We start from the raw sequence: 24,809 nt of genomic DNA, 5'->3' as shown, positions 1-24,809 counted from the left end.
CTGGCTCTCTTCGGAGAACCAGGGGAGCATCCGTGTTGCGGTGGGTATGCGTGGAGTGTGTGCTTTTCGGACTCTTACCGGCCAAGCATGGTGGATTCGCGCACTTCCAGGTTGAACTTGGCTGTTTCTCTCCTGGGCTTGGATTGTCTGTCGGGATGGTTGAGATCATGCAGCAGAATGGAGACCGCCTTGCGGGCCAGATCCTCTCGATCCGTGCTGATTGTCGTTAAGGAAGGAATATAGGAAGCGCCTTCGTTGATGCCATCGAAGCCAATGACTGCCACATCTCTCGGAACGGAGATTCCGCAATCATACAGTCCCCGAATCATGCCCAGAGCTATCGAATCCGTCAAGCAGAACACCCCATCGAAGGGGAAGTCGCCCTGATCGGCCAGGTTATGGGCCAAGGACCTGGAGGCATTTTCGTCCCAGGGGCTTAATCCTATGAATGCATCCGGAGACAGCATCCTGCCGCTAGCTTCAAAGGCTTCCTGACAACCGATCAATCTTCTGGCTGCAACGGAGTTTTTCATGGAGGGTTTTTCGAGAACGGAAATGTCTGCTCCTACCACTCCAATGTGTCGGCATCCCTGGGCGAGCAGATGGGTTATGGCCGTCCTTGCGCCTTCCCGGCCGGCGGTCTCGACACTATCGAAGATGGGATGGGCCGAGTGATCATCAAGCAAGACTATCGGCTTGCCGTGGATCAAGGCTTTCATCTCCTCGTTTGAGACATTGCCTGGGCTGAATATGGTTCCATCGCAGAGTTGGCTGGTGACCCGCTGCAGAATAGAAACCTCGTCCTCTCTGGAGTTTGTGGTCTGTTGGATGATGGCTTGCATTCCGTGTGCGTTGATTTCCTTGGAGATTGCGGCACTCATCTGGGAGGGGTAGGACTTGTCCAGTTCGAAGATTGCAACCCCGACAACCCCATTTCTTCCGGACCGAAGGCTTCTGGCTGAAAGATTGGCAGAATAATTGAGTTTCTTCGCTGCGGCTATGACCTTCGACCTGGTTTTTTTCGTGATACGGCTATCGCCTCTGAGGGCATATGAGGCAGTGGCTCGCGACACATCGGCCTCCCTGGCTACGTCACTCATTGTTACCATGTTGCGCACCATTCCAGTATTTCCGGTTTCACATCTATCTCAACGCATAAAAGTGCACCGTGTTATGCCATATTGCAATAGTAGTACATTCATGATTTGACACGATTCAATTCAAATGATATATCTTTGTGTAGTGGAATTGAATCGTGTCAAAAATGCTGGTTTCGGAGTTGAATACCACAAGGATTACAGAAGATTGATTACAAGGAGGAATCATGAAGCTGAGCAAAGCACTGAAGCAAGTGACAGTTGCGGCCCTGACCGGTGCCATGGTGGCGGCGATGGGAGCCTGTGGTGGAGGAGGTGAATCCAATGCCGGCAAGACCAAGCTGTCTTTCCTGTCATGGAGCAATGAGCAGACTATGAGACCGTATATTGACGAGTTCGAGAAAGAGAATCCTGATATCAAGGTTGATTTCAGCTACTCGCCGCCGACCCCGGAGTATATTCAGACCCTGCAGACCAGACTTGTGGGTAATCAGGCTCCTGACGTGTTCATTATCACTTCCGAGAACAAAGCTGATCTGATCAAGAACGGGTATGTACGTGATCTGACAGATGAGCCTTTCATGAAAAACATATCGCAGGCCAACAAGGATTTCGTCAGCCACGACAAGAAAGTCTACGGCATGTCCCTTTCCTCCTGGGCGTCGGGCATCATCTACAACAAGGAGCTCCTGGCCAAAGTCGGCGCTAAGAGTGTTCCCGACAACTGGGATGATTTCCTCAAGCTCTGCGAAAAGCTCAAGAAAGCCCAGATCACCCCATTCTTGGAGACAATCGCTGATGGTCCCAGCCGAATCCCTGATGCTTTTCTGGGCTCCGAATTTGCTCAAAACAACGTTGACGTCACTTCACTGATCGACAAGCGTCCTCAAACCCCGGGCGCAGACCAGAAGGAGGCTGTCAAGGCGTGGATGAAACTCTACGATGAAGACTTGGTCACCAGAGATACTGTGGGCATCAGCGGGGATGACATGAAGACACAGTTCGTCAATGGACAGGTGGCAATGATTTGCACCGGTCCATGGGATATTCCTTCTTTCTCTGAATCTGACATCAAGTGGGGCATGGCCCCAATGCCCATGCTTGCCAAGGGGCAGATAAACTACGCGCAAGGATCTCCCTCGCCTGCCTTTGCCATCTACTCCAAGCTGACAGGTAGCAAACTCAAGGCAGCTCGTAAGTTCCTGACTTTCCTGGAAGGGGACTGGGCGCTCAAGGAAAGGGCGAAAAACGGTGATGCCGTTACTGTCGAGGGTTTCAAGTCCACGGTTAAAAAAGAATACCAGACCGTGTACGAGAAGAACGTCAAGACAGGTCGCTACTTCTTGGTCATGAATTTCTATGCCAAGCCCGATGTGCTGACTACGGTCCGGCAGTCGGAGACGCAGCAGCTGGTGCAGGGTTCTATTTCAGTGGATCAGTGGGCCAAGGCCATCGACGACAAAATGGCTTCAGTGAAATGAAATCCGAGTTGGTGAAAGTTGAAACAGTTGGTCCGAAATGGGTGACTTATGGTCCTTGATGATGAAATGCCAGTGGTGCGTGCCACGGCTGATAGTTTGAGTATGGATGATCGGCGGGAACGTGAATATGCTCATCGCAAGCGTATCCAAGGGCTGCGGGAAGATCTCACATCGTTTTGGTTCCTCCTGCCCATCCTGGCTGTTTTCATAATTCTCTTTGCAGTGCCCTTGGTGCAGACCATCATCTACTCGATGACCGACTTCAACGGCTACAGCATGAACATGCATTATGTGGGCTGGGAGAACTACCGTAGCGTGTTCACTGACTCCTCGACCATACAGGGCCTGGTGTTCACCATTCTGTACGCTGTGGCCCAGACGGTCCTGGTGACCGTCTTCGCCATCCCCTTGGCCGTCACCCTGAACCGGAAGTTCTGGGGCCGCAACTTCGCACGCTCACTGTTCTTCTTCTTCAGTGTGCCATCGTTGGCAATCATGGGCATGGTCTGGAAGTACATTTTTTCGCCTATGAAGTCGGGCGTCTTCAACACCATCCTGGGTGTCTTCGGCCTGGCGCCGGTGCCCTGGCTGTCCAACTCGACCCTGGCCCGGTGCTGCGTCATCTTCATCGCCGTCTGGGCACAGATCGGCTGGCATGCCACCCTCTACCTGGCTTTCCTGCAGTCCATTCCCGGAGACCTCTATGAGCAGGCCACAGTGGACGGGGCCAGCAGCCGCCAGCAGTTCGTCCACATCACCCTGCCCCAGCTGATTCCGGGCATCGTCACCTCAAGTTTCCTCCTCATGTCAGGTGGCCTCAAGGTTTACGATCTGCCCTACACCATGACCAAGGGCGGCCCCGGGTACTCCACCTATACGGTGACCCAGTCCATCATCCAGCAGGGCATCGGCCAGTCCCAGTACGGGTTGGGCTCGGCCCTGGCGGTTTTGTTCACCTTGGCTACGGCCCTCGTGGTCTTCGCTCAGATGGGTGCCGCCAGTCTGATTTCGAGGAGGTTCCAATGAGCAGCAGCAAGAGCTCGACTCTGACACTGAGCCAGCGGGAGCGGCGGCGTTCGGTGGTCAGGAGCGTAGTGGTGCTGATTATCGCCCTGATCTGCGCTGTGCCCCTCTGGTACATCCTGATCAACACCTTCAAGACCGTCCCCGACATGGCCACCAATCCCCTGGGCCTGCCCAAGCAGTGGACGTTGCGCAATTACACGCGGGCCTTCGCCACGGTGCCCATCGTCCGCAGCCTGGTCAACACCCTGATCGTCACCTTTTTCGGTGTCCTCTTCCAGGTGCTGATCGGAGCTTTGGCTGCCTACGGGATGATCATGCGCAAGTCGATCTTCACCTCGGTCATCGGGGTGATCCTCATGATTGCCTTCGTCATTCCCGCCCAGTCCACTCTGATTCCCCTCTACCGGATGGAGTCCAGCGTGGGGCTTGTCAACACGCTCCTGGGTCTGATCGTCATGTACCTGGGCGGGGCGGTCTTCTGCTACTTCCTGATCGTGGGCTACATGCAGTCCCTGCCCTTCGAGCTCATCGAGGCCGCCAGGATCGACGGTGCCGGCCCCTTGAGGATCTTCTGGAGCATCGTGCTGCCACTGATCAGGCCCATCCTGACTACGGTGGTGGTCTTCCAGACCATGTCGACCTGGAACGACTTCATGACGGCCAACGTTTTCATCAGCAGCTCCAACCTGCGCACCATCGTCCTGCAGGTCTACAACGCAGTCGGCCAGTTCACGACTGATTGGCCCAGCTTCATGACCATTACGGTCCTGGCCCTGATTCCGGTCTTCATCTTCTTCATCTTCTGCCAGAAGTGGATCGTTTCCGGGCTGGTTGCCGGAGCGGTCAAGGGGTAAGGCGGCCAGTCGAAAGGTCGTAGTCAATGGCGGCGGTCGGAGGTTCCGGCCGCCGCACTCATGAAGGATCGGAGTCATAGTCCATGGAGGAATTCGCAAGCGCACATCAAGGGCCGAAGGGGACGGGATTGGCGAGCAACCCTTTGCATCGCTACTGTGCGGACCCGGATCTGGTCATGATCGGGGACCGCTGGTACCTCTATTGTACCGAGGACGGTCTAGCTGATTGGTCCTCGCACGCCTTCTACGTCTATGAATCCGGGGATCTGTGCCACTGGACCCGCCGAAAGATCTTGGACCTGGACCAGGTCCCCTGGTGGCATGGGAGGCAAGGTGCCTGGGCTCCCTGTCTGCTGGTGCGCCAGGGGCGCTGCATCCTGTATTTTGTGGCAGACGGGCAAATCGGCCAAGCTGTCGCTCCCGGCCCAACCGGCCCCTTCCGGGTGGCCCAGGAGCCATTCATCGCCCGAGGGGACTATGACTGCGTGCCCATTGATCCCTCGGTCTTTGTGGATGACGACGATGTACCCTATCTGCTCTGGGGCAATGGCCGTGCCTACATGGCGCGGCTGAGCTCGGACGGCCTGCGCTTGGAAGACGGCTCGGTGCGCTCCGCCGTACCCGACAATTTCCGCGAAGCCATCACTGTTTTCCGACGGGGAGATACCTACTATGCCTCCTGGTCGGAGAACGACACCAGGGATCCGAACTACCGGATCCGCTGGTCCAGCGCGCCATCGCTAGACGGGCCCTGGACCACGCCCGAGGTTCTGATCCAGGCGGATCGTGCCAAGGGGATCCTGGCCACGGGGCACCACTGCATCACATGCGTGCCGGGCCGGGATGATTGGATTGTGGCCTACCACAGGTTCGCCAGGGACGTTCAGGGCGACGGCTGCCATCGCGAAATCGTCTTTGCCCCCTTGGATTTCGCTGATGACGGTGCCATGGTCCAGGTCCGTCCGCAGGTGGGATCCTACTGGTACCCGGCCCGGGACCAGGTCACTCCCTGACGATGGGGTGGCCGCCGAAGGCGCTGCGCAGAGCGGAGACCACCTTCATGGTCATGGGATCCTCGATCTTGGAGGACTGACGGGCGTAGAGGGCCGAGGTGATGGCCGGTGTGGGCACCCCCAGCCCCAGGGCGTCCGCAATCATCCACTTGGTCTCACCGGTCTCATCGGCCTCGCCGGCGATCCCGCTCAGGTGCGGATCCTCCTTCAGGGCCTGGGCCAGCAGGTCCAGCAGCCAGGACTGGATGACCGAGCCCTTGCGCCAGGACTCCACCACTTCGCCTGGCTCCTTGATCAGGTTGCAGGCCTCCAGGACCGCATACCCCTCGGCCAGGGCCTGCATCATCCCGTACTCGATGCCGTTGTGGACCATCTTGGCATAGTGGCCCGCGCCGGTTCCTCCAGCGTGGACCAGGCCGTAGTCGCCCTCGGGCTTCAGGGTGTCAAGAATGGGCTGGATCCGGGCCACGTCCTGGTCAGATCCGCCGACCATCAGGGCGTACCCCTTCTCCTTGCCCCAGATGCCGTTGGAGGTGCCCACGTCCACCAGGCCTATACCCTTGGCGGACAGGGCTTGGGCGTGCTCCTGGTCCTGGGTGAAGCGGGTGTTGCCGCCATCCACGACCAGGTCGCCACGTTCCATCAGCTCGCCCAGCTGATCAAGTGTGGACTCGATGGGCTTGCCGGCCGGGACCATGACCCAGATCACCCTGGGGGCCTCCAGCGCCTGGATCAGGGCCCCAAGGCTGCTGACATCCCTGCCCGAGTTCGGAGCGATGTCGTAGCCGATCACCTGGTGGCCGCCGGTACGTAGGCGGTCTGCCATGTTCTTGCCCATGCGTCCCAGGCCAATCATGCCAATCTTCATAGTGTCAGTTCCTCTCCTTGACTGCAACAGTGTGAAGTTGACCGCGGCGGTTGGTTCTCGGCCGCGGTCGGGCCGAATCGTCGGTGCTACTGGCGGGCTGCCTGCCGGGCACGCTCGGCCTGAACCTGGGCGGTGTGCGCCTTGACGTAGCTCTGAAGGCCTAGGGTGTCGATGACCTCTTCGGCCTCGATCTCAGGAGACATGCGCAGACCCACGTCGATGGTCAGGTGGACTTCGTCCGGTCCCAGGGGTTCCAGGTCATCGAACTGGGAGCGGAGCATCTGCGGCTTCATGAAGTGGCCCTTCCGCTTGGAGAGCCGTTCCATGATGGAGTCGTAGTCCCCGCTCAGGTGAATGAAGACTACCCCCGGCATCCGCAACCGTTCACGATAGATCCGCTTCAGGGCCGAACAAGTGACCATTCCGGGCACTCCTCGCCGCATGTGGTCCTTGATCCAATCATGGATACTGTCCAGCCAGGGCCATCGGTCCTCGTCGTTCAGGGGGATGCCGCGAGCCATCTTGTCGATGTTGGCCTGCGGGTGGAAATCGTCGGCCTCGGCCATGTCCCAACCCAGCTTGTTGCCCAGGTGCTCGTTCATGGTGGTCTTGCCGCAGCCGGCGACCCCCATGATGACCAGAATGGGGGTGCGGCCTTGGAAGTAGTCCGGGGGAACCGTGTTGTCCACTGCTGAGGGCACCTGCGGCTCAGGGTGTTCTTCTGCGCTCAGCGCGTCGGAGTTCTTCAACGTTGTGTCGACCATGTGTAACCTTTCTGAAAAGTGATTTGACAATGACGCTCAGGCAGTGATGGGCACAAAGATGCTGGCGACCATGACCAGGACCAGGACCACTACCGACAGCAGGCATTCAAGAACCGACCAGGTCTTCAGGGTCTCGCCGACACTCAGGCCGAAGTACTCCTTGATCAGCCAGAAGCCCGCGTCATTGAGGTGGGAGAGGAAGATGGACCCAGCGCCGATGACGATGACCAGGAGGGTAGTGGCCATGGAGCCTGCATGCATCATGGTCATGGCGTTGCTGAGGATGCCGGCCGTGGTCAGGATGGAGACGGTGGCCGAGCCTGTGGCGATGCGCACGAAGACGGCGATGACCCAACCCAGAAGGAAAATGGAGATATTGGAGTTCTCTACAAAGGTACCGATGATTTTGCCGATGCCGGTGGAGACCAGAACGCCCTTGAAGCCGCCGCCTGCGCCCACAATCAGCAGGATGCCTGCCACGGCGGGAAGCGAGGCTCCCAGGGAGTCATTGACGGTCTTCCAGGAGATTCCCGAGGCTGCCTTGAGGACCAGCATGGAGACAATCAGCGCTATGGCCAGGGCCATGACCGGGTTGCCGATGAAGTTGATGGTCTGTGCCAGGCCGTCCGTGCGGTCCATGAAGCCGGGAATGGCAATCTCGAAGATGGAGGTCAGCAGCATGAGGACTGCTGGCAGTAGGATGCAGCAGACCGAGAGGCCGAAGGATGGCAGACGGGTCTCTTCCTTGCCCGCCTGTTCGCTCTTGGCCACGAAGTCAGCCGGGGCTTCGATGGGCACCCAGCGGGAGGCCAGTCGGGAGAAGGCCGGGCCCACGACGACCAGGGTGATCAGGGCGAAGGGGATGCCGAACATCATGGTCAGGCCTACGTTGCCGGTCTGCTTGAACTGGCTCAGGGCGGCCAGGGGACCAGGGTGAGGAGGCACACAGGCGTGCATGATGGACAGGCCTGCCAGGGTGGGGATGGCCACACGCATCAGGGGAAGCTTGGTGCGGCGGGCCACCAGAATGATGACCGGGACCAGAATGACCAGGCCAACCTCGAAGAACATGGGCAGGCCGATCAGGGCGCCGATCAGGGCCATGATCCAGGGGATGGTTGCGGGCTTGGACTTGGCGACCAGGGTGTTGACCACCTGGTCAGTGGCTCCAGTGTCCATGAGGACCTTGCCGATCATTGCTCCCAGGCCGATCAGAATGCCCACGGAGCCCATGGTGGAGCCGAACTCGCCAGTGAAGCTGGTCAGGGTGGCCATGGGACCGTAGCCGGAACCGATGCCGACCACCAGGGCGGCACCCAGCAGGGAGACAAAGGGATGGAGTTTGACGACAGTGACCAGGAAAATGAGCACCACCAGGCTGAGCACCAAGCTGATGCCCAATTGGGTGGTGTTCAGGGAAACGGCCTGACTCGCCGCCAGGGTTAGGTACCCGTCGGCTGTCGGCTGCGACGCTAAAAGCATGGCTACCTCTTCTCTGAGGGTGCGAACCATTCGGCATTATCAGCTTTCCGGCTCTTTTTTTTTGCATTACTTAATATCAACAGAGTGAAATTAAGTATGCCTTAACAAACAATATCCTACACGAATCTGGGACGGATTGGAAGATGGCATGCTGAAAGCAGGGTTGAGCCTCTACTTGTTTGCTGAATCGTCTGATCGCTCTGAATACGGGACCGATTGCTAGAGTGGAATCCGTGGAAAGCGCGAGCAAGCCTGATGACGAAACGGCTATAGAAGGCACCCTGCATGACCGGCTGCTGGACCAGTGGGGGGCGGCCATCGTCGATGGCACTATCGCACCGGGCGACAGGCTGCCCTCCCCGGATCTGGATAGCCAGAGGCCTTCGCGCACAGTGACTCGGGAGGTTACCAGTGTTCTTGAGGCCATGGGTCTGGTCACTGTCAAGCGCAAGGTCGGTGCCACAGTCAATCCTTGTCAACACTGGAATATTTATGATCCACAGGTGATCGAGTGGAGGCTGCGCGGACCCGACCGGGGGCGGACCCTGCATGAGCTGTCCGAGCTCAGGGCATGCGTGGAGCCCATGGCTGCCCAGCTGGCGGCCGGCCATGCTGATCAGGATCAATGGGCGAAGCTGACGCGGGCCGCTATTGATATGGTGGCCAACGCTGACCGGGCCGACGGTCCGGATTATCTTCGGGCTGACGAAACCTTCCATCGAACCCTGCTTGAGGCATCGGGCAACGCTATGTTCGCGGCGCTGGGCGATGTGATTGCCTCAGTGCTGTCCGGGCGGACCCGGCATGAACTTATGCCCAGGAAGGCCGATGAGAAGGCTCTGCGGCTGCACGGCGACGTGGCTGCGCTGATACGTCGGGGCGATGCAGAGGGGGCACGGCATGCCATGGAGTGGATCGTCGACGAATCCGATCGGGCTGTCGAGCAAATGACGAGAAAGGACTCCGAAGATTCCGTCCGTGCTGCGGGTAAGGAATCTTCGGAGTCCTGAGATCCGTGGAGGCTCTTGGTGCAGAAGGCTCAGTTCAGTTTCGAGGCGGCATCAGCGTCCAGGAGCCACAGGGTCTCCAGGGTGCCCCTGGCATAAGAGGAGGGGACATGGGGATTGTCTGTGGTTCCCAGGGCGGCAGCGACGGCCGAGGCCTTTTCGGCAGTTGAGGTGAAGAGCCACACTTTTGGGGTTCGGCGGATAAACGGCGTGGTCATGGTGACCCTGAGCGGGGGCAGCTTGGGGGAGTTGCTGACACCCGTCACCAGCAGAGCGTCGTCCTGCAACCTGACTTCAGGGCGGTCGGGGAAGAGGGAGGCATAGTGGCCGTCGGGGCCCACGCCAAAGACGGCCAGATCCATCCGGCCCTCAGGGCCCAGCTGGTCGATGATCTCCTGCTGATACGTGGCTGCAGCCTGGGTCAGAGCCCGTTCGTTCTCCTCCTGGTCGGCGGCCTCTACCTGGGATGGGCTGCGGGTGTCCACGGGCATGGAATGCACATTGGCCTGCGGCAGCAGCCCCTGGTCAATCAGCGAACCATACCAGGCCCGCCGTGCCTGTTCGTCGTTGCGGTCCGGGTCCTCCAGGCCCACGAACCGCTCATCGCTCCACCAGAGGTGGACCCGGCTCCAATCCACACTCCGGCTCAAGGGATCAGCACCCATCAGGGCATAGACATCCGCCGCATCTCGCCCACCGGTCAGCGCCAGGTCTGCCCGATCCTGACGGGCCAGAAGGTCTCCCAACTCCAGCAGGATGCGGGCTGCTGTAGCTTGGTTGAGCAGCTTGGTTGTGGCATAGGTCACGGTACGACGATCGGTCATCTGATCCTCCTCGCATGCAGGTGATGCTGGCCTCAGCCTACACCCCTGTGTTTGCATATGAATTCAGTCGCTGCCGGGGCCTACTGGTGGTCGACCATTCCCCAGCCGGTGTGGATGACCTCCTGATAGACCTCGTCAGGATCCAACCGGCCCAGTTCCTCGCTCATACAGTCCACAGCGGTGCGCAGGGGCATGGAGATGGTCTGTGAGGCCTGATTGGGCTGGTTGATTCGGGCCTGATCGTCATTGTGGCGCTCCATGCTCATGACTCCGTCAGGACGTTCGAAGTAGACACCGGTGACGGCCCGGGCCTGCGGGTCACGCTCAACGGTGACCGGCACCTTAAGTTTCAGTGCCAGCCAGGAGGCCAAAAGCTCCAATGGCAGGTAGTGGGCCTGGCCGGTCACCCTAACCGAACGGATGGGCAGATGGGGCGGCTGCTGCACCATGGATGTCAGCTGTGCCCGCCAGATGGTGATTCTGGTCCAGGACAGATCCACGTCCTGGGCGCGCGAATGGGCCAGCAGCCGGGCGAAGGCGGCCTGGCGATCGTCGGCCTCCATGGCGTCGGTGATTCTGCCGGCGGCCATGGTCCCGATGGGGTCCTGCGAGGGATCCACGGGTGGATTGGTGGGCCACCAGACCACCAGAGGTGCATCCGGCACCAGGAGGGGGATGACCAGGGCATCGGAATGATCCAGCAGAGCCGCCACTGGCCGCAGGACCACCACCTCGCCGGCGCCGGCATCCGAACCGAAGCGAATCTCGGCATCCAGTGTGCGCTCGCCGTTATGGTCGGTGTTCTTGTAGGAGACGCAGTCTTCAGAGGACTGTGCTGCAGCGAACCTCTGGTCCGCTTCCTGCTCGGCCTGGTGGTCTTCGGCGTCGGTCACCATGGCGATGACCCGGCAGGGGTGTTCCCGGCTTGCTGCGTTCACGGTTTCCAGGGCCGTCTCCAGATGGGCCTGCTCGGTGATGATGACCAGGGTCAGCACCCGTCCCTGGGCGGCCTCTCCCCGCTCCACGTGGAGCTCGTCAATCTCCCGGGCGATGGCGGAGGTAGTGGTGTTGTTCAGTCTGACGATCATGGCATCCTCCAGTGGTATCCGTCGCGGGCTAGCATCAGATCTGCCTCCCGCGGACCCCAGGTGCCGGCGCGGTAGGGCTGGGGTTGGCCCTGTCCGGCCCAGAACTCCTCGATGGGGTCCAGAATCTTCCAGGACAGATTGACCTCCTCGGTGGTGGGGAAGAGGGGCGGGTCTCCCAGGAGCACGTCCAGGATCAGCCGCTCATAGGCCTCCGGTGAGGCTTCGGTGAAGGAACGCCCGTAGGAGAAGTCCATGTTGACGTCGCGAACCTCCATGGCCGAGCCAGGGGTCTTGGCCCCGAAACGCAGGGTCACGCCTTCATCGGGCTGTACGCGGATGACCACGGCGTTGGCGCCCAGTTCCCGGGTGGCCGTGGCCTCGAAGGGCAGGTGGGGGGCACGCTTGAAGACGATGGCGATTTCGCTGACCCGCTTGCCCAGGCGCTTGCCTGTGCGCAGGTAGAAGGGGACGCCGGCCCAGCGGCGGGTGTCCACATCCAGCCTGATGGCCGCGTAGGTTTCGGTGGTGGAGGAGGGGTCGATCCCGTCCTCGTCCAGGTAGCCGACCACATGCTGGGACCCCTGCCAGCCGGCCGTGTACTGGCCTCGGGCGGTGTGGGCCGCCAGATCCTTGGGAAGATGGACAGCGGAAAGAATCTTGGTTTTTTCAGCCGTCAGATCCGACGCCGAGAAGGAAACCGGCTCCTCCATGGCTGTCAGGGCCATCAGCTGGAGGAGGTGGTTCTGGATCACATCCCGGGCTGCTCCGATTCCGTCGTAGTAGCCGGCCCTGCCGCCGATGCCCATGTCCTCGGCCATGGTGATCTGCACGTGGGAGACGTAGTTGGAGTTCCAGACCGGCTCGAACATCATGTTGGCAAAGCGCAGGGCCAGGATGTTCTGCACGGTCTCCTTGCCCAGGTAGTGGTCGATGCGGAAGACCGAATCCGGCTCGAAGACCTCGGAGACCACGCGGTCGAGCTCCTTGGCCGAGGCCAGGTCGTGGCCGAAAGGTTTCTCGATGATGACGCGGCGCCAGGCCCCTTCGGTGGAGTGGGAGAGCCCTGACTCCGCCAACTGACGGGCAACCTGGGGAAAGGCCTTGGGTGGCACCGACATGTAGAAGGCATGGTTGCCACGGGTGCCCCGGACCCGGTCCAGCTCCGAGACGGTGGCCGACAGGTTGCGGAAGGCCTCGGCATCGTCGAAGCTGCCCTTGACGAAGCGCATGCCCTGGCTCAGATGTCGCCAGGTGGACTCGTTGAAGGGGGTGCGGCAGTGGGCGCGGACGTTCTCCTCCGCAAAGGCGACGAACTGTTGGTCGCTCCAGTCGCGCCGTCCGAAGCCGATCAGTCCGAAGCTGGCCGGCAACAGCCCCCGGTTGGCCAGGTCATAGACGGCCGGCAATAGCTTTTTCTTGGCCAAATCGCCGGTGACGCCGAAAATGACCAGTGAGCTGGGTCCTGCGATGCGCGGCATGCGCAGATCGCGCGGGTCCAGCAGGGGATTGTGCCAAGGCGCCTGTCGGCCGCCGCCCTCGTCGGGGGGAGTGGGCTGGTCGGCGGAGCGCGCAAGTGGTGAAGTGTCCATAGTGCTCCTCGTGAAATACCGTGGCTCCCAGTCTACTGTCGGCAGTAGAAGGGCAGGGCTGAATATCCGCTGAAGTGTGCATAAGCGTCGCAAAGGTCACATTTACGGATGGAATCCCTAGAATGGTCCGTATGATTCCCAATGTTCCCATGGCCGAGGACCTGCACCGTCAGTACGCGCCCTCCCAAGCCGCCTATGAACTGATACACACCCACTGCCAGATCGTCGCCGCCCTAGCGGTGCGTATGGCCGATCAGGTCAACGAACGCCTGTTGCGTGGTGATGACCCTGAAGGGGTTCTGCCCGAGCGGCCCCTGGATCGTGATCTGGTACGCATAGGCGCCCTGTTGCACGACATCGGCACCTATCGGATCCTCAAGGATGACGGCTCCCAGGGTCGGCCCCTGACCTTCCAGGGCGATCGGTACATCGAGCACGGGTTAGAGGGCTACCGCCTGCTGCTGGGTGCTGGAGTGGACGAGTCGGTGGCCCAGTTCGCCCGCAACCATACCGGGGTGGGGCTGACCCGTCGCCAGGTGGAGGAGGAGCATCTGAACCTGCCCCCGGACGACTACCTGCCGGTCAATCCTGAGCAGGAGGTGGTCATGTATGCGGACAAGTTCCACAGCAAGCACCAGCCGCCTATCTTTGTCTCCGAGCCCACTGCCGCCAAGCGCACGGCCAAGTATGGTCCCGACAATCTGGCCCGGTGGAGGCAACTGGTGGCCCGGTATGGGGTGCCGGACCTGCAACCCCTGGCCAATCACTATGGCATGACCATCGTCTGATTCGGCTGTACCGGACCCCAGGAACTGCGGAAGCGACCGCCGAATTCCCGCAGCATCCACGGGTCTGGTTGATAAGGGTCGACTGGATTGGTCCGGCATGCCGCAACGGCTTTCAGGAAAGAGATCATCCCCTGCGATCCGTAAGCGTAAGGGGCTGCGCACCAGACCGGGTTTCCTTCCAGAACGAGAGGCCGATCCGATCCACGGAGGAAGGCCAGATCCACGCTGATCGGAGCAGGAGATTGACCCTCGGTTGCCTGGAGGGCGCAGTCCTCGGCGATTCTTCGATGCCTGGGGTTGAAGACGGCACCGTCAAAGACCGTGGTGATGGTCCGAGAATTTTCACCCTCATGCAGACAGTATCCGCTGGAGGCCGCAATCCGGTCCTTGTCGATGATGACCCGCCACTCCTCATGAATATCCGGCAAGTGGGTCTGGATGCGAATCAGCGATTGCGCAGGTGCCGTTCGTAGGTCATGCTGCAGGTCTGCAAGGGTTCGTCGGGCTGCAGGAAGGCCCGATACCCGTCCGGCAGCCAGTTGCGACCAGGGGCGCTGTCCCAAGCCCGATGGCAGTCGGTGCCAGCTCAGGATGGTTTCGGCCGTCACGGTCAGAATCCTGCGTCCGGTCAGGGATTGATCCAGCTCATCCAGCCACAAGGTCGGTGGGGATGACAGGACCCAGGAAGGACGGCCATGGGAGGCCAGCCAGACGTTCTGGGCGATCAGCAGCCCTGGGGTGATCCATATGGCTTCCTTGACGCCGACTTCCTGAATGGGTCCGAATCCATGGTGATGATGCAGAATGACCCCTTGTTGCGGGCGTGGGCCCTTGCTGCACAAATTGATTTGCTCGGCCACGACCCGGGGTATCCACTCCTCATGGGTGATGACCGAACAAATCAGTGCAGTGCCGTCCGTCCCCGGCCCGGAAGGTTGGGGCTCAATCGACGATGAACCGGTCGTCGTAGGTGCCCTCGTCTACAGTGTCCGAACCGCCCGAGGTCAGGATGATCACGGTGCAGTCATGACGGCGGGAGACCCGTTTCAGGGTGGCCAGCAGGGTGTCCCAGTCACCCGGCTCAAGCCCCTCGGTGGGTTCGTCGGCGATGAGCACATCGCACTCGCAGCACAGGGCACGGGCCACGGAGGCCAGACGGAAGTCCAGGTGGCCCAAATCAGCGGTCGTCTTGTCCTGCAGACGCTCCGGGAAGCCCACCTCGTCCAGCAGGTGACGGGCCAGATTGTCCTTGGGTCCCAGGAAGGTGCGCCCGCTGGCATCCATGGTGTAGACAAGGTTCTGCACGGCGGTCAGGTCGTGCCTCAAGGCATCGGTGTCAAAGATGGCCCCGATCTGGTGGCCGCGATAGTCGGAGGCCAGCAACTGGCGCAGGTCCGTGCCTCGGAAGAGCACGCTGCCCTGCGTGGGGGCTCGCAGACCGGTTATCAGAGCCATCAGTGCGGCCCGTCCGGAAGGCGAGGTGGTCTCCACTGAGTAGATGCGGCGGCGCTGGAAATCCAGATTGACATCGTCCAGAATCTGTTCGGGGCGACCCTGGACCTTGCGCGTGTAATCCACGTGCTTCAGGGAAAGCACCGGGTAGCCGCCAGGAACCAGCACCCGTTGGTCACCGGTCTCCAACAGCGGGTCCTCTTCCTGGTCGCCATCAGGATCTTCGGCATCTTCATGCTCGATGACCACTTTGAAGGCAGCCAGCGAGACATCTTCTTCCGAAGAATCACCCTCCTCGGACTTTTCGTCTGTCAGGGTGGCTGCTTCTTGCTCGGATTCGGGCAGAGGTTCGGCGCCGGTGTTCTCGTCGGCTTTTTGATTGGTTTCGGCCCTTGTCTGAGCAGCTTGCTTCTGATCGGCCTGCTTCCGATCAGTCTTTTCAGTCTTTGCCTGGTCAGCGGTCATGGTCGCAGCCTTTTCCTGGGACTCTTTGTTAGGTTGCTGGTCCGATGTCTTTTCGCTCATGCCTCGTCCTCCAGGTCGTTGGTGTATAGCTGGGCGGTTCTGAAGGCCGCTACCCGGGCGGCTGCGGCCAGCGCTAGAACCAGGCAGGCGGCCAGGCCAATCAGGGTCATCTTCCAGATCAGACCAGCATCAGGCATGCTGGCCAGGTTCCCCAGTCGGAAGAGCAACCGGCCCAGCGGCCGACTGATCAGGGCGCCCAGAGCCAGGCCCAGTGCCAGTCCGGGCAGGGTGAGCAAGAGGGTCTCCAGGGCGAACTGCCAGCCCAGCCGGGCTTTGTGGACTCCGATGGTAACAGCCATGCCGATTTCGTTGGCACGGCCGCGCAGCATGAGGATCAGGCAGCCCAGCAGAATCAGCCCGCCCAGCAGGCAGACCAGGATGATGGTGGTTCGCGCCTGGTCGGCAGCCTGGTGGACCGGCTCCATCCGACGCTGGTAGTCCTTCAGGCCGGGGGAGTCGATGTCGTACTGCGAGGCTTTGAGCCCGTCCTTGCGTAGCTCCTTGATGAACTTTTGGTAGGTGCTCGGCGAATCCAGGACGAAGGCCACCAGCAGCTCATGGCCAGGATCACCGGGTTTGCTGGCCGTATCCAACCCCAGCATGGCAAAAGTGGGATAGGCCGTGTAGATGGCACGGTTGGCTGCCTGGTCGGCGGCCTTTCGGTAATGATAGATGCCCGAGACGGTCAGCTCGACCTGTTGATCCTGCTGGCGGGGATCCTTGATGGTCAGGGTATCGCCCACCTTGAGCTTGTTGGACTGTGCCATCTGCTTGGAGATCAGCACGGTCTGGGTGCCCGAGGCATTCTGTGAAGCGTAATCCAGCCCCTTGCCCTGGTCCAGTACGAAGGGGCCGTGAGGCAGGGTGGGCTCGGCCTGCTTGTCGGAAACACCCACCAGGGAGTAAGTGCCTGACTGGGGCAGTCCCTCCGGGCTGATGTCGGCGGTCTCATGGAAGTAGGCCTTGTACTGCATGCCATCCATCTGCAGGCGCTGGGCATACTTGGAATACTCGTTCCAGCCCAGGGGAGAGGCCTTGGTTCCCTTGCGCGGGCTGATAACGGCATCCACCTGTTGGGATTCGTAGTCTGTGGTACGTGCCCTGGTGTCAGCCTGGAGCACGGTGGCCGCCGTCGTGGCCGATGCCGCCACGACCAGGCAGACCAGAACCATGACCAGGCTCCGCGCCGCATGCCGCCTGATGGTGAACCAGGCGTTCTTGAGAACGAACATGACACCCTTCCTGATAGCGTTCCAGGGATGACCGGGCGGCCCGCGCTGGCGGGCCTTGAGTCCGGTCGCCGTCCTCCAGTCTAACCAAGGACGTTCCCAAGCTAGCGGTGCGAACTTGGAGCTTGCTGAATGTCCTGTTCGGTCTCTGGCTGCTCGGCGTGGGAGAAGTTGCGCACCTTCAGGGAGACGGCCAGAGCAGCCAGAATCAGCACCAGGGTGAAGATCAATCCGTAGTGGGTGCCCCTGGTGAAGGCCTGTGCTTTATCAGCTCCGGCTGCCCGCCCTTCACCCATGGCCAGCAGGGAGGTGGTGATGGCCGTGGCCACGGCTCCTACGATCTGTTGCATGGTGTTGATGATGGTGCTTCCATCGCCGGACTGCGGGCCGCTCAGAGAGTTGAGCGCGTAGGTCTGGGCTGGTGACATGGCCAGGGGGCAGCCGATCATGAGGATGATGTGGGCTGCCACCACCAGGGCTACAGGGGTGTGGGGGCCGGTGAACAGTAGGATGACGGTTCCAAGCAGAGCGACGATGAATCCGCAGCGGACGGGCATCCGGGCTCCAAAGCCGTCATAGAGCCGGCCGGCGAAGGCTGAGACCAGAGCGTTGATGGCGCCACCGGGCAGCATGAGGATGCCGGTCATGGCTACGGGCAGGAGCAGTCCCCGCTGCAGGAACTGGGGCAGCAGATACATGGAGGAGAGGATGACTGCGAAGTCCAGCATGACCAGGGTGGCGCCGTAGCGGAAGGCTGGGATGGAGAAGATGCGCAGGTTGAGCACCGGGTGCTCCAGGTCCAGCTGACGACGAATATAGAGGACCAGGGCAGCCAGGGCCACAACCAGAATGATCAGGGTGACCGGGGAAAGCCAGCCGTACCTGCTGGCCAGGCTGACGCCTGCCACCAGTCCGCCGAAACCGACAATGGATTCCAGAATAGAGGCCAGGTCGGGCCGTTGGTGGGTGATGGTCCCTACATTCTTCAGGAAGCCGACGGCGAAGATCAGGGCTACAACCAGGAAGGGGGTGAAGAACCAGAAGATCCAGTGCCAGGTCAGCTTGCCCAGGATGATTCCGGTCAGGGTCGGGCCGATGGCGGGAGCGAACATGATGACCAGGGCGCACATGCCCATGACCGTGCCCAAACGGGCCGGCGGGAAGATCAGCATGGCCACGGTGAACATGAGCGGCAGGATCAGGCCGGTGCCGATGCCTTGAATCAGCCGTCCTGTCAGAAGGACGGGGAAGGTGGGGGCCATGGCCGAGATCACCGAGCCCGCCAGGAAAGCGACCAGACCGAAGATCACGGTCTGCCTGGTGGTGAACCACTTGGAGATCAGGCTGGAGAAGGGCAGGACGATGCCGATGACCAGCATGTACCCCGTCACCAGCCATTGCACGGTGGCAGCGGGGATTTGGAAACTCTCCATCAGGTTGGGCAGGGCGATATTGAGCGAGGTTTCACTCAGCATGCCCACGAAGGCCCCGATCATCAGCGCGGCGATGGCCGGCCAGGGGTGGGGGACGGCCGGGCGTGACCGGTGAACGGAAGCAGAGGTGGACGTGTTTTGCACGATAATGATCTCCTTCTTCAGACAAACAGCACGCCATCTTAGGGAGGCGGCACTTTTTTCGTAAGCCGGCATGTCTACTCGCTTCGCCGAAGGCGTGCCGCCTCGGGACGGAAAAGGTTATGCTCGGGAATGGTCGTCAGAGACCATAAGGAGGGTGCGTGTGGATTGGCATGCAACGGTCTACGGGTCAAGAGCCGGCGGTTCGGGAGGCCATGGTTTCTATGATCCGGGCGACGAGGAGGAGGGACGGATCTTCGGCGATCCGGACACCATCTCTGACGCCGCTCTGCGTCGATTGGGCGGCAAGGCCTACTTTCGTGCCCATCAACTGCTGGATGACCGCCGCTTTACAGACCTGCGCCTGCGGCACCTGGGGGCTTTGACCGTCCTCAAGGGACGTGTGCCCGCCACCTATCAGCCGGATGGCGACTGCATGGTTCAGGCTCGGCTGGACGAGCAGGCCCATCGGGTCATCGACTCCTCCTGCACCTGCCGGTCCTTCGGGCGCCAGGGTCCTGCATGCAAGCACGTAGTCGCCTTGATCATGGCCTACAACGAGTCCAGCCAGGCCTTTGCAGGATCGGATGACTGGGCCGGTGACCGGGGTCGATCCCGGTCCGCCCGGTCGACTTCCGGACCCCTGGCGGCTTATATGCACCGGCAGGAGGGTCGGCGGCGGCAGGCCTTTCGTGACCGCCAGCTGAGCCTGCTCAAGCAGGAGAACGGTCCGGTCGGCGGTCGTCACCTGCCCATCGGCTCGGTTGGGCTGATCCCCGATCTGACCAGTGAACGCGGCGGGTGGCAGGTACGTCTGCACATCACCCTGTCCTCCCACGGTGTCGCCTACCTGGTCAAGGACCTGCCGGCCCTGTTGCGTGCCGTGAACCAGGGCGAATTCATGTCTTACGGACGGCGGCTGGCCTTCATCCATTCTCGTGACACCTTTGATGACCGGGCACAGGCTCTGCTGACCATTCTGGAAAGGGCCGGCGCCATCCGTCGCAGCCTGGCCGAACAGGAGGGGGGCATGCGCCGCCGTCTTACACGTGCAGGATTGGCGGGGATTCGGCTCAGCGACGACGAGGTGGCGCAGATTCTCGATCTGTTCGTGGATTCCGGGCTCACCCTGGACTACACGCCTCCCGAGGACTCCTTCCTGCAGACCATGCCTGCCCCCGTGGTCGGCGGAGACCCGGACCCTGGCATCGCAGTCAGCAAGGAGGCGGAAGGCTACCGGATCACTCATGCCCTGGCCGTGGAGCGCTTCATCGTAGGCCAGGCCCATTCCTTCGTTATCGTGCGCCCCTCTCAGCCCGGTTTAGGGCTGGATTCGGGACCAGTCATCCACCGTTGCAGCGCGCGTTTCATGCGTCATCGGGACCTGCTGGAGACCCTCTGCCGCCCTGGCGAGGATCGGGATCTGCATCTGGATGCCGACGACCTGGATCTTTTTGCCCGGACCGTACTGCCCGACCTGGATCAGGGTGCCCAGGAAGGATCCGGGCTCTCCGCCAGTCTGCCCGAGGAGTTGGATGCCCGGCGGCGGCCGCCCTGTAGGATCGAGCTTTACCTGGACAGGGATCGGCAGGGGGTCAGCTGCGATCTCAAAGCCCGTTATGGTGACCGTCTTCTGTCTGTAGGCACCGACCCTGCCTCGGAGGATGAACCCGGCAGGGATCGGGAGAGCGAGTCTTTGGCCAGGCAGACGGTCCGCCGCTATTTCCCTCTGATGGAGGAGGGACTGGCGCGCATACCCGAGGAGAACGAGGAGGCTATCCACACCCTGCTGACCCGGGGCCTGCCAGTGCTCAAGGGTCTGGGACGGGTCTTCTCCACCCCGGCCTTCGACGGACTGAGCGTCGTCTCTCATCCACAGATCCGCGTGGGCGTGCGGGTGCGATCCGGACTGGTCGAGATTTCGCCCATCGCCGATGAGGTACGGCCTGAGGAGGCTGCCGCCATTTTGGCTGACCATCGCCGTCGTCGGCGCTTCCATCGTCTGCGCAATGGGGCCTTCGTCGAGTTGGCTGATCTGGATACCGAGGCAGTGGACACCCTGGCCCAGGATCTGGGCATCGACCCGGCTGATCTGGCCAAGGGGCCGGTCCGGGTGCCTGACTTCCAGCTCGGCTACCTGGATGCGCTGGTGCCCGAGCAGGACCGCGATTCCAGCTTTCGCGACTATCTGAAGGAGCGCAAGCCCGACCCGCAGGGGTTCAGGGTCCCTGACGGGCTGCGCGGACAGCTCAGGCCCTACCAGGTCGAGGGGCTGCGTTGGCTGTGTACCCTGAGCGATCGCGGATTCGGCGGCATCCTGGCCGACGAGATGGGCCTGGGCAAGACCATACAGATGCTGGCCTACCTGCTCTCCCGTCGGGATCAGGCCAGAGATCGGGGACCCTCGCTGATCGTCTGTCCGGCCTCATTGGTCTACAACTGGGAGGCCGAGTGCCGCCGCTTTACGCCGGATCTGCGGGTGGCGGTCCTGGCCGGAGGGCGCAGCCAGCGTCAGACTCTGCTGGATCAGGCCAGATCCTACGATCTGCTGATAACTTCATATGATCTGCTCAGGCAGGACCTGGACCGGTATCGGCGGCTGCCCTGGTATGCCTTGGTCTTGGACGAGGCCCAGTACATCAAGAACCATGCCACCAAGGCGGCCCGGGCCGTACGCGCTCTGGACAGCTTGCACCGGTTCGCCCTGACCGGTACGCCCATTGAGAACCGGCTGTCTGAGCTTTGGAGCATCTTCGACTTCCTGATGCCGGGGATGCTGGGTCCCTACTCTCGGTTCCGGGACCGCTTCGAAATGCGCATACTCAGCGGCGATCAGGATGCCCAGTCCCGGCTCCAGGCCCTGGTTGGACCATTCATTCTGCGCCGGCTCAAGTCACAGGTGCTGACGGATCTGCCCGAGAAGATCGAAAACGTGATCAGCGTGCCCCTGCAGGGTCGTCAGCGCAAACTCTATGCGGCTCTGGAGCAGGAGCTGAGGGCCACGCTCAACAAGGAAAGGGATCAGGAGTACGAGGTCGGTAAAATCCAGGTGCTGGCCCAGCTGACCAGGCTGCGGGAGGTTTGCTGCGATCCGCGTCTGGTCTACCAGGATCAGGGTCGGGACCGGCGCGGCGAGTCGGCCAAACTGGATGCCATCGAGGATCTGGTGGTCTCCTGCCAGGATGCCGGGCGTAAGATGCTGATCTTCTCCCAGTTCACCTCCTACCTGGACCTGATAGCACAACGGCTCCGTCGGCTGGACGTGCCTTACGACCTGATCACCGGCGCCACATCCAAGAAGCGTCGGCTGGAGCTGGTGGAACAGTTCAATAGGGATGCCACGCCGGTTTTTCTGATCTCCCTGAAGGCCGGCAATACTGGGCTCAACCTGACCGGAGCCTGTGTAGTCGTCCATGCGGACCCCTGGTGGAACGCCGCAGCCCAGGAGCAGGCCAACGACCGCGCCCACCGGATCGGTCAGACCCAGGACGTCAACGTCTACCAGATCGTGGCCAAGGACACCATCGAGGAACGCATCCTCAACCTGCAGCACAGTAAGAGCGACCTGGCATCGCGCTTTGTCGATTCGGCCGCCTCCACCGGCGCTTCCAGCGTGGCAAGACTGAGCAGAAAAGACCTCCTGGCACTGCTGGGCTGAGCGGCTTGGACTGGGTGTTGGTAATCTTGAAATTGTATATGGCTTCATACTCTGTGCCGTTGATGGTGAGGTTGATGGATACCAGATACAGGTGCAGGAAAGATGACTTTCATACGATGAGGTGTTCTCCATGCGTTTGTCGTCGGTGTTCAGCAATGGAATGGTGCTGCAGCGTGATGTTCCCTCTGTGATTTGGGGATGGTCCAGACCCGGAACCCGAGTGGATGCATCCATTGCGCATTCGAAGGGGAGCGCTCTGTCTGACCGCTCCGGTCGCTGGCGGATTGTTCTGCCTGCGCATGCTGCTGGAGGCCCATATGCGCTCCATGTGACCTCAAGAACACAGTCCGGGGTTAGTGAAGAGAAGATCGTCATCGATGATGTCCTCTTTGGGGATGTCTGGATTCTGGCTGGCCAGTCGAATATGCAGCTCTGGATGGGACGATTAAAAACCAAATATCACGATGAAATCGATATGGCCAATGACGATGGCATACGGTTCTTTCTGGTTGGCGAATCTGCATCGCCCTGTGAGCCCTCCATCGATTTGCCTGGGGGGCGCTGGCAGGTCGTCGGTTTGGACGATATCACCAATTTGTCCGGCGTAGGCTACTTCTTCGCCCGGAGGATCAGGAAAAGCCAGGATGTGCCTCTCGGCTTGATTCAGATAGCCATTGGCGGTACGCCCATCGAGTCCTGGATGAGCGCTTGTCGGTTGAAGAACCTGGGGTATCTTCAGGCGGATCCCATGGATTTTCCTTCCGAAGACGGCCTTACGGCCTTTCAACAATCAGAGCATGACGCTGTTCAAAAATATCGGCGTAGCCTGGATCAGGCCGATCGCGGTCTGGCTGGCAATTGGTACGAGCGGGACTATGATGACTCGGACTGGAAGCCTCTTGCACTCAGCCAGGCATGGTACCTGCATGATGCCTTCGCGGGTCCAGGAGTTGTATGGATGCGGTGCAAGGTGGAGGTTCCGCCCTTGTATCAAGGACATCCCGCTGTGCTGGATCTGGGTACTCTGGTCGATTCGGACCAGTGCTATGTTGATGGGCAATTAGTGGGTGAGACTGGATATCGATATCCTCCTCGGTTGTATCCCGTCGGACACTTGGGCGCTCAAATGCAGATAACGGTACGGCTTCGCATTGACACCGATCAGGGGGGCGGGTGGACGCCGGGCAAGCGCCATTGCCTGAGAATCGTCGATATGGATCAGGCGCAGATTGATTTGGATGCTTCTGGGTCGTGGCGCTGTCGGAGGGGTCTATGGGCGCCGCCGGCTCCAATCGAGCACTATCCTACGCGGATGCCGGCTGCGTGTTTCAATGCCATGGTGGCGCCACTGGCTGGTTTGCAAATGTCAGGCGTTCTGTGGTATCAGGGCGAATCAAATGCTTCTCGTTCGTCAGAGGGGTATGGCAGAAAATTAATTGGTTTGATTCAGGATTGGCGACGCCTTTTCCATCGGCCGGATCTTCCATTTATATATGTGCAGTTGCCAAACCTGAAAATCGAAGGTCAGCAATGGCCTCGTCTGCGTGATGAACAGCGCAAGGCATTGGTCCTTGACCATACTGCAATGGTGGTCTCCTGCGGCTTAGGCGAGGATAACGATCTGCATCCGCTGAACAAAAAAGCTGTGGGGGAGCGATTGGCCTATGCGGCACAGTCCATTGTCTATGGTGCCGACCATCCGGCAATGGGCCCGCGGATCAGTCACGCGGAGCGCAGGGAGGAGGGCATCGTCCTCCATTTCGCTGAAGCCGGGTCCGGTCTGGTTGCAAACGGCCCGCTGAAGTTTGACCTGGTCGATTCTTCATCTGGCGGAGTATCTGAATCCTTAAGCGGAATCATCGCTTCTTCTGACATGATTCTCATTCCTTTGGATTCGGACCGGGCTCTGGGCAATCCGGTCTTTGTGCGATACGCCTGGGCGCACTCGCCTCGTCTGCCTCTGGCCGGCGAGGATGGTCTGCCGGTTTCCCCCTTTGAAGTCCCGCTGGATCAAATTCTCCCCTCCCGGTGAATTTCGGGGCGGCGTATGCCAGTCTTTGCCTGATGGACCTGTTTGGTAATGGATCTCTCATCAGATTGCGGAAACTAGTCGAAATTGTCGTTAATTCGAGCGAGAAACATACTATCAATCCCTTCTGATGCTTGCTGAGGTGAAGATTGCAGGTGACACAAAACCGTGAAAAATGCGAATGCTTCCTTAGGCGGATTGTGACCTGTCCCAGTATCGCTATCTTATAGACTTTGTATCTTTGAGAACCATACATATGAGCCTTTAGGCAGGTATTTATTAGGTGGGGAATATCCGATCAGGTAGTACGAAAATTAAGATATGAATAATGAAAAGATTAGGTTTTTTCCTTAAAAACTGATACACTGTCTTTGGTTGCTGAGCAACAAAGAACCTGACGGAGTTGTCGAACGACCATGATCGGTCTTCGTTCAGTTCTCACTCTTTCCAGGAAAGGACGG

At 60.4% G+C, this 24,809-nt stretch carries 19 protein-coding genes and 2 pseudogenes; 9 read left to right on the top strand and 12 right to left on the bottom strand.

Annotated features, from left to right (window positions below; translation table 11 throughout):
* Positions 1-74: 74 nt before the first annotated feature.
* Positions 75-881 (bottom strand): LacI family DNA-binding transcriptional regulator, encoded by an 807-nt coding sequence (locus ACUIAF_RS05355; RefSeq protein WP_445339166.1) that lies wholly within the window; start codon positions 879-881, stop codon positions 75-77.
* A 144-nt stretch (positions 882-1,025) separates the two neighbouring features.
* A pseudogene (locus ACUIAF_RS05350) lies at positions 1,026-1,100 on the bottom strand (LacI family DNA-binding transcriptional regulator); the annotation flags it as partial.
* A gap of 224 nt (positions 1,101-1,324) precedes the next feature.
* Here ACUIAF_RS05350 and ACUIAF_RS05345 point away from each other — a divergent pair.
* The 4 genes from ACUIAF_RS05345 (at position 1,325) to ACUIAF_RS05330 (ending at position 5,471) form a co-directional block, all read left to right on the top strand.
* Positions 1,325-2,578, top strand: coding sequence for an ABC transporter substrate-binding protein (locus ACUIAF_RS05345; RefSeq protein WP_445338035.1), 1,254 nt, complete (start codon positions 1,325-1,327; stop codon positions 2,576-2,578).
* A gap of 102 nt (positions 2,579-2,680) precedes the next feature.
* Positions 2,681-3,604 (top strand): carbohydrate ABC transporter permease, encoded by a 924-nt coding sequence (locus tag ACUIAF_RS05340; protein ID WP_181415535.1) that lies wholly within the window; start codon positions 2,681-2,683, stop codon positions 3,602-3,604.
* Entirely contained in the window at positions 3,601-4,458 is an 858-nt protein-coding gene (locus tag ACUIAF_RS05335; protein ID WP_015021254.1) for a carbohydrate ABC transporter permease, read from the top strand. The genes ACUIAF_RS05340 and ACUIAF_RS05335 overlap by 4 nt, the downstream gene beginning before the upstream one ends.
* A 128-nt stretch (positions 4,459-4,586) precedes the next feature.
* Positions 4,587-5,471, top strand: a complete 885-nt coding sequence (locus ACUIAF_RS05330) for a family 43 glycosylhydrolase (protein WP_445338033.1) — start codon at positions 4,587-4,589, stop codon at positions 5,469-5,471.
* Here the strand turns inward: ACUIAF_RS05330 and gnd are convergent.
* The 3 genes from gnd to ACUIAF_RS05315 all read right to left on the bottom strand — a co-directional run bounded on the left by gnd (position 5,461) and on the right by ACUIAF_RS05315 (position 8,585).
* Entirely contained in the window at positions 5,461-6,339 is an 879-nt protein-coding gene (gnd, locus tag ACUIAF_RS05325) for a phosphogluconate dehydrogenase (NAD(+)-dependent, decarboxylating) (RefSeq protein ID WP_445338031.1), read from the bottom strand. The two genes, ACUIAF_RS05330 and gnd, sit on opposite strands and share 11 nt — an antisense overlap.
* 86 nt (positions 6,340-6,425) lie before the next feature.
* The gene (locus ACUIAF_RS05320) at positions 6,426-7,103 is read right to left on the bottom strand and encodes a gluconokinase (RefSeq protein WP_015021257.1); all 678 of its coding nucleotides are present in this window, start codon (positions 7,101-7,103) and stop codon (positions 6,426-6,428) included.
* 36 nt (positions 7,104-7,139) lie between these two features.
* Positions 7,140-8,585, bottom strand: coding sequence for a GntP family permease (locus tag ACUIAF_RS05315; RefSeq protein WP_445338029.1), 1,446 nt, complete (start codon positions 8,583-8,585; stop codon positions 7,140-7,142).
* Positions 8,586-8,818: 233 nt separating this feature from the next.
* On the opposite strand from ACUIAF_RS05315, the gene ACUIAF_RS05310 reads away from it, so the two are divergent.
* Entirely contained in the window at positions 8,819-9,595 is a 777-nt protein-coding gene (locus ACUIAF_RS05310; protein WP_220000428.1) for a FadR/GntR family transcriptional regulator, read from the top strand.
* A 29-nt stretch (positions 9,596-9,624) separates the two neighbouring features.
* Here the strand turns inward: ACUIAF_RS05310 and pgl are convergent, their stop codons facing one another.
* From pgl to zwf, 3 genes are all read right to left on the bottom strand, one after another.
* Positions 9,625-10,416 carry a 6-phosphogluconolactonase gene (gene pgl / locus ACUIAF_RS05305; protein ID WP_110416756.1) on the bottom strand — a complete coding sequence of 264 codons (792 nt, stop codon included), beginning with the start codon at positions 10,414-10,416 and terminating at the stop codon, positions 9,625-9,627.
* Positions 10,417-10,496: 80 nt separating this feature from the next.
* Positions 10,497-11,504 carry a glucose-6-phosphate dehydrogenase assembly protein OpcA gene (locus ACUIAF_RS05300; RefSeq protein ID WP_445338026.1) on the bottom strand — a complete coding sequence of 336 codons (1,008 nt, stop codon included), beginning with the start codon at positions 11,502-11,504 and terminating at the stop codon, positions 10,497-10,499.
* On the bottom strand, positions 11,501-12,982 hold the full coding sequence (gene zwf / locus ACUIAF_RS05295; protein ID WP_227028616.1) for a glucose-6-phosphate dehydrogenase: 1,482 nt from the start codon (positions 12,980-12,982) through the stop codon (positions 11,501-11,503). The genes ACUIAF_RS05300 and zwf overlap by 4 nt, the downstream gene beginning before the upstream one ends.
* A 233-nt stretch (positions 12,983-13,215) precedes the next feature.
* On the opposite strand from zwf, the gene ACUIAF_RS05290 reads away from it, so the two are divergent.
* Positions 13,216-13,881, top strand: coding sequence for an HD domain-containing protein (locus tag ACUIAF_RS05290; RefSeq protein WP_445338025.1), 666 nt, complete (start codon positions 13,216-13,218; stop codon positions 13,879-13,881).
* On the opposite strand, the gene ACUIAF_RS05285 is transcribed toward ACUIAF_RS05290, so the two are convergent.
* From ACUIAF_RS05285 to ACUIAF_RS05270, 4 genes are all read right to left on the bottom strand, one after another.
* Positions 13,860-14,741, bottom strand: a complete 882-nt coding sequence (locus ACUIAF_RS05285; RefSeq protein WP_445338023.1) for a hypothetical protein — start codon at positions 14,739-14,741, stop codon at positions 13,860-13,862. The two genes, ACUIAF_RS05290 and ACUIAF_RS05285, sit on opposite strands and share 22 nt — an antisense overlap.
* An 82-nt stretch (positions 14,742-14,823) precedes the next feature.
* Entirely contained in the window at positions 14,824-15,858 is a 1,035-nt protein-coding gene (locus ACUIAF_RS05280) for an ATP-binding cassette domain-containing protein (RefSeq protein WP_445338021.1), read from the bottom strand.
* Positions 15,855-17,090: an FtsX-like permease family protein gene (locus tag ACUIAF_RS05275; RefSeq protein ID WP_445338020.1), complete on the bottom strand. Its 1,236-nt coding sequence runs from the start codon at positions 17,088-17,090 to the stop codon at positions 15,855-15,857. Before ACUIAF_RS05275 ends, ACUIAF_RS05280 begins: the two co-directional genes overlap by 4 nt.
* A gap of 101 nt (positions 17,091-17,191) precedes the next feature.
* Positions 17,192-18,664 carry a DHA2 family efflux MFS transporter permease subunit gene (locus ACUIAF_RS05270; RefSeq protein WP_445338018.1) on the bottom strand — a complete coding sequence of 491 codons (1,473 nt, stop codon included), beginning with the start codon at positions 18,662-18,664 and terminating at the stop codon, positions 17,192-17,194.
* 160 nt (positions 18,665-18,824) lie between these two features.
* Here ACUIAF_RS05270 and ACUIAF_RS05265 point away from each other — a divergent pair, with 160 nt between their 5' ends.
* From ACUIAF_RS05265 to ACUIAF_RS05255, 3 genes and pseudogenes are all read left to right on the top strand, one after another.
* Positions 18,825-22,319, top strand: a complete 3,495-nt coding sequence (locus ACUIAF_RS05265; protein ID WP_445338016.1) for an SNF2-related protein — start codon at positions 18,825-18,827, stop codon at positions 22,317-22,319.
* A gap of 130 nt (positions 22,320-22,449) precedes the next feature.
* Positions 22,450-22,965, top strand: a pseudogene (locus ACUIAF_RS05260) (hypothetical protein); the annotation flags it as partial.
* Positions 22,966-23,067: 102 nt separating this feature from the next.
* The gene (locus tag ACUIAF_RS05255; RefSeq protein ID WP_445339165.1) at positions 23,068-24,351 is read left to right on the top strand and encodes a sialate O-acetylesterase; all 1,284 of its coding nucleotides are present in this window, start codon (positions 23,068-23,070) and stop codon (positions 24,349-24,351) included.
* Positions 24,352-24,809 lie beyond the last annotated feature (458 nt).

Source organism: Bifidobacterium sp. ESL0822, from assembly GCF_052606675.1.
The sequence above is the reverse complement of the archived record's forward strand: the minus strand, read 5'-3'. Positions and strand labels throughout refer to the sequence as shown.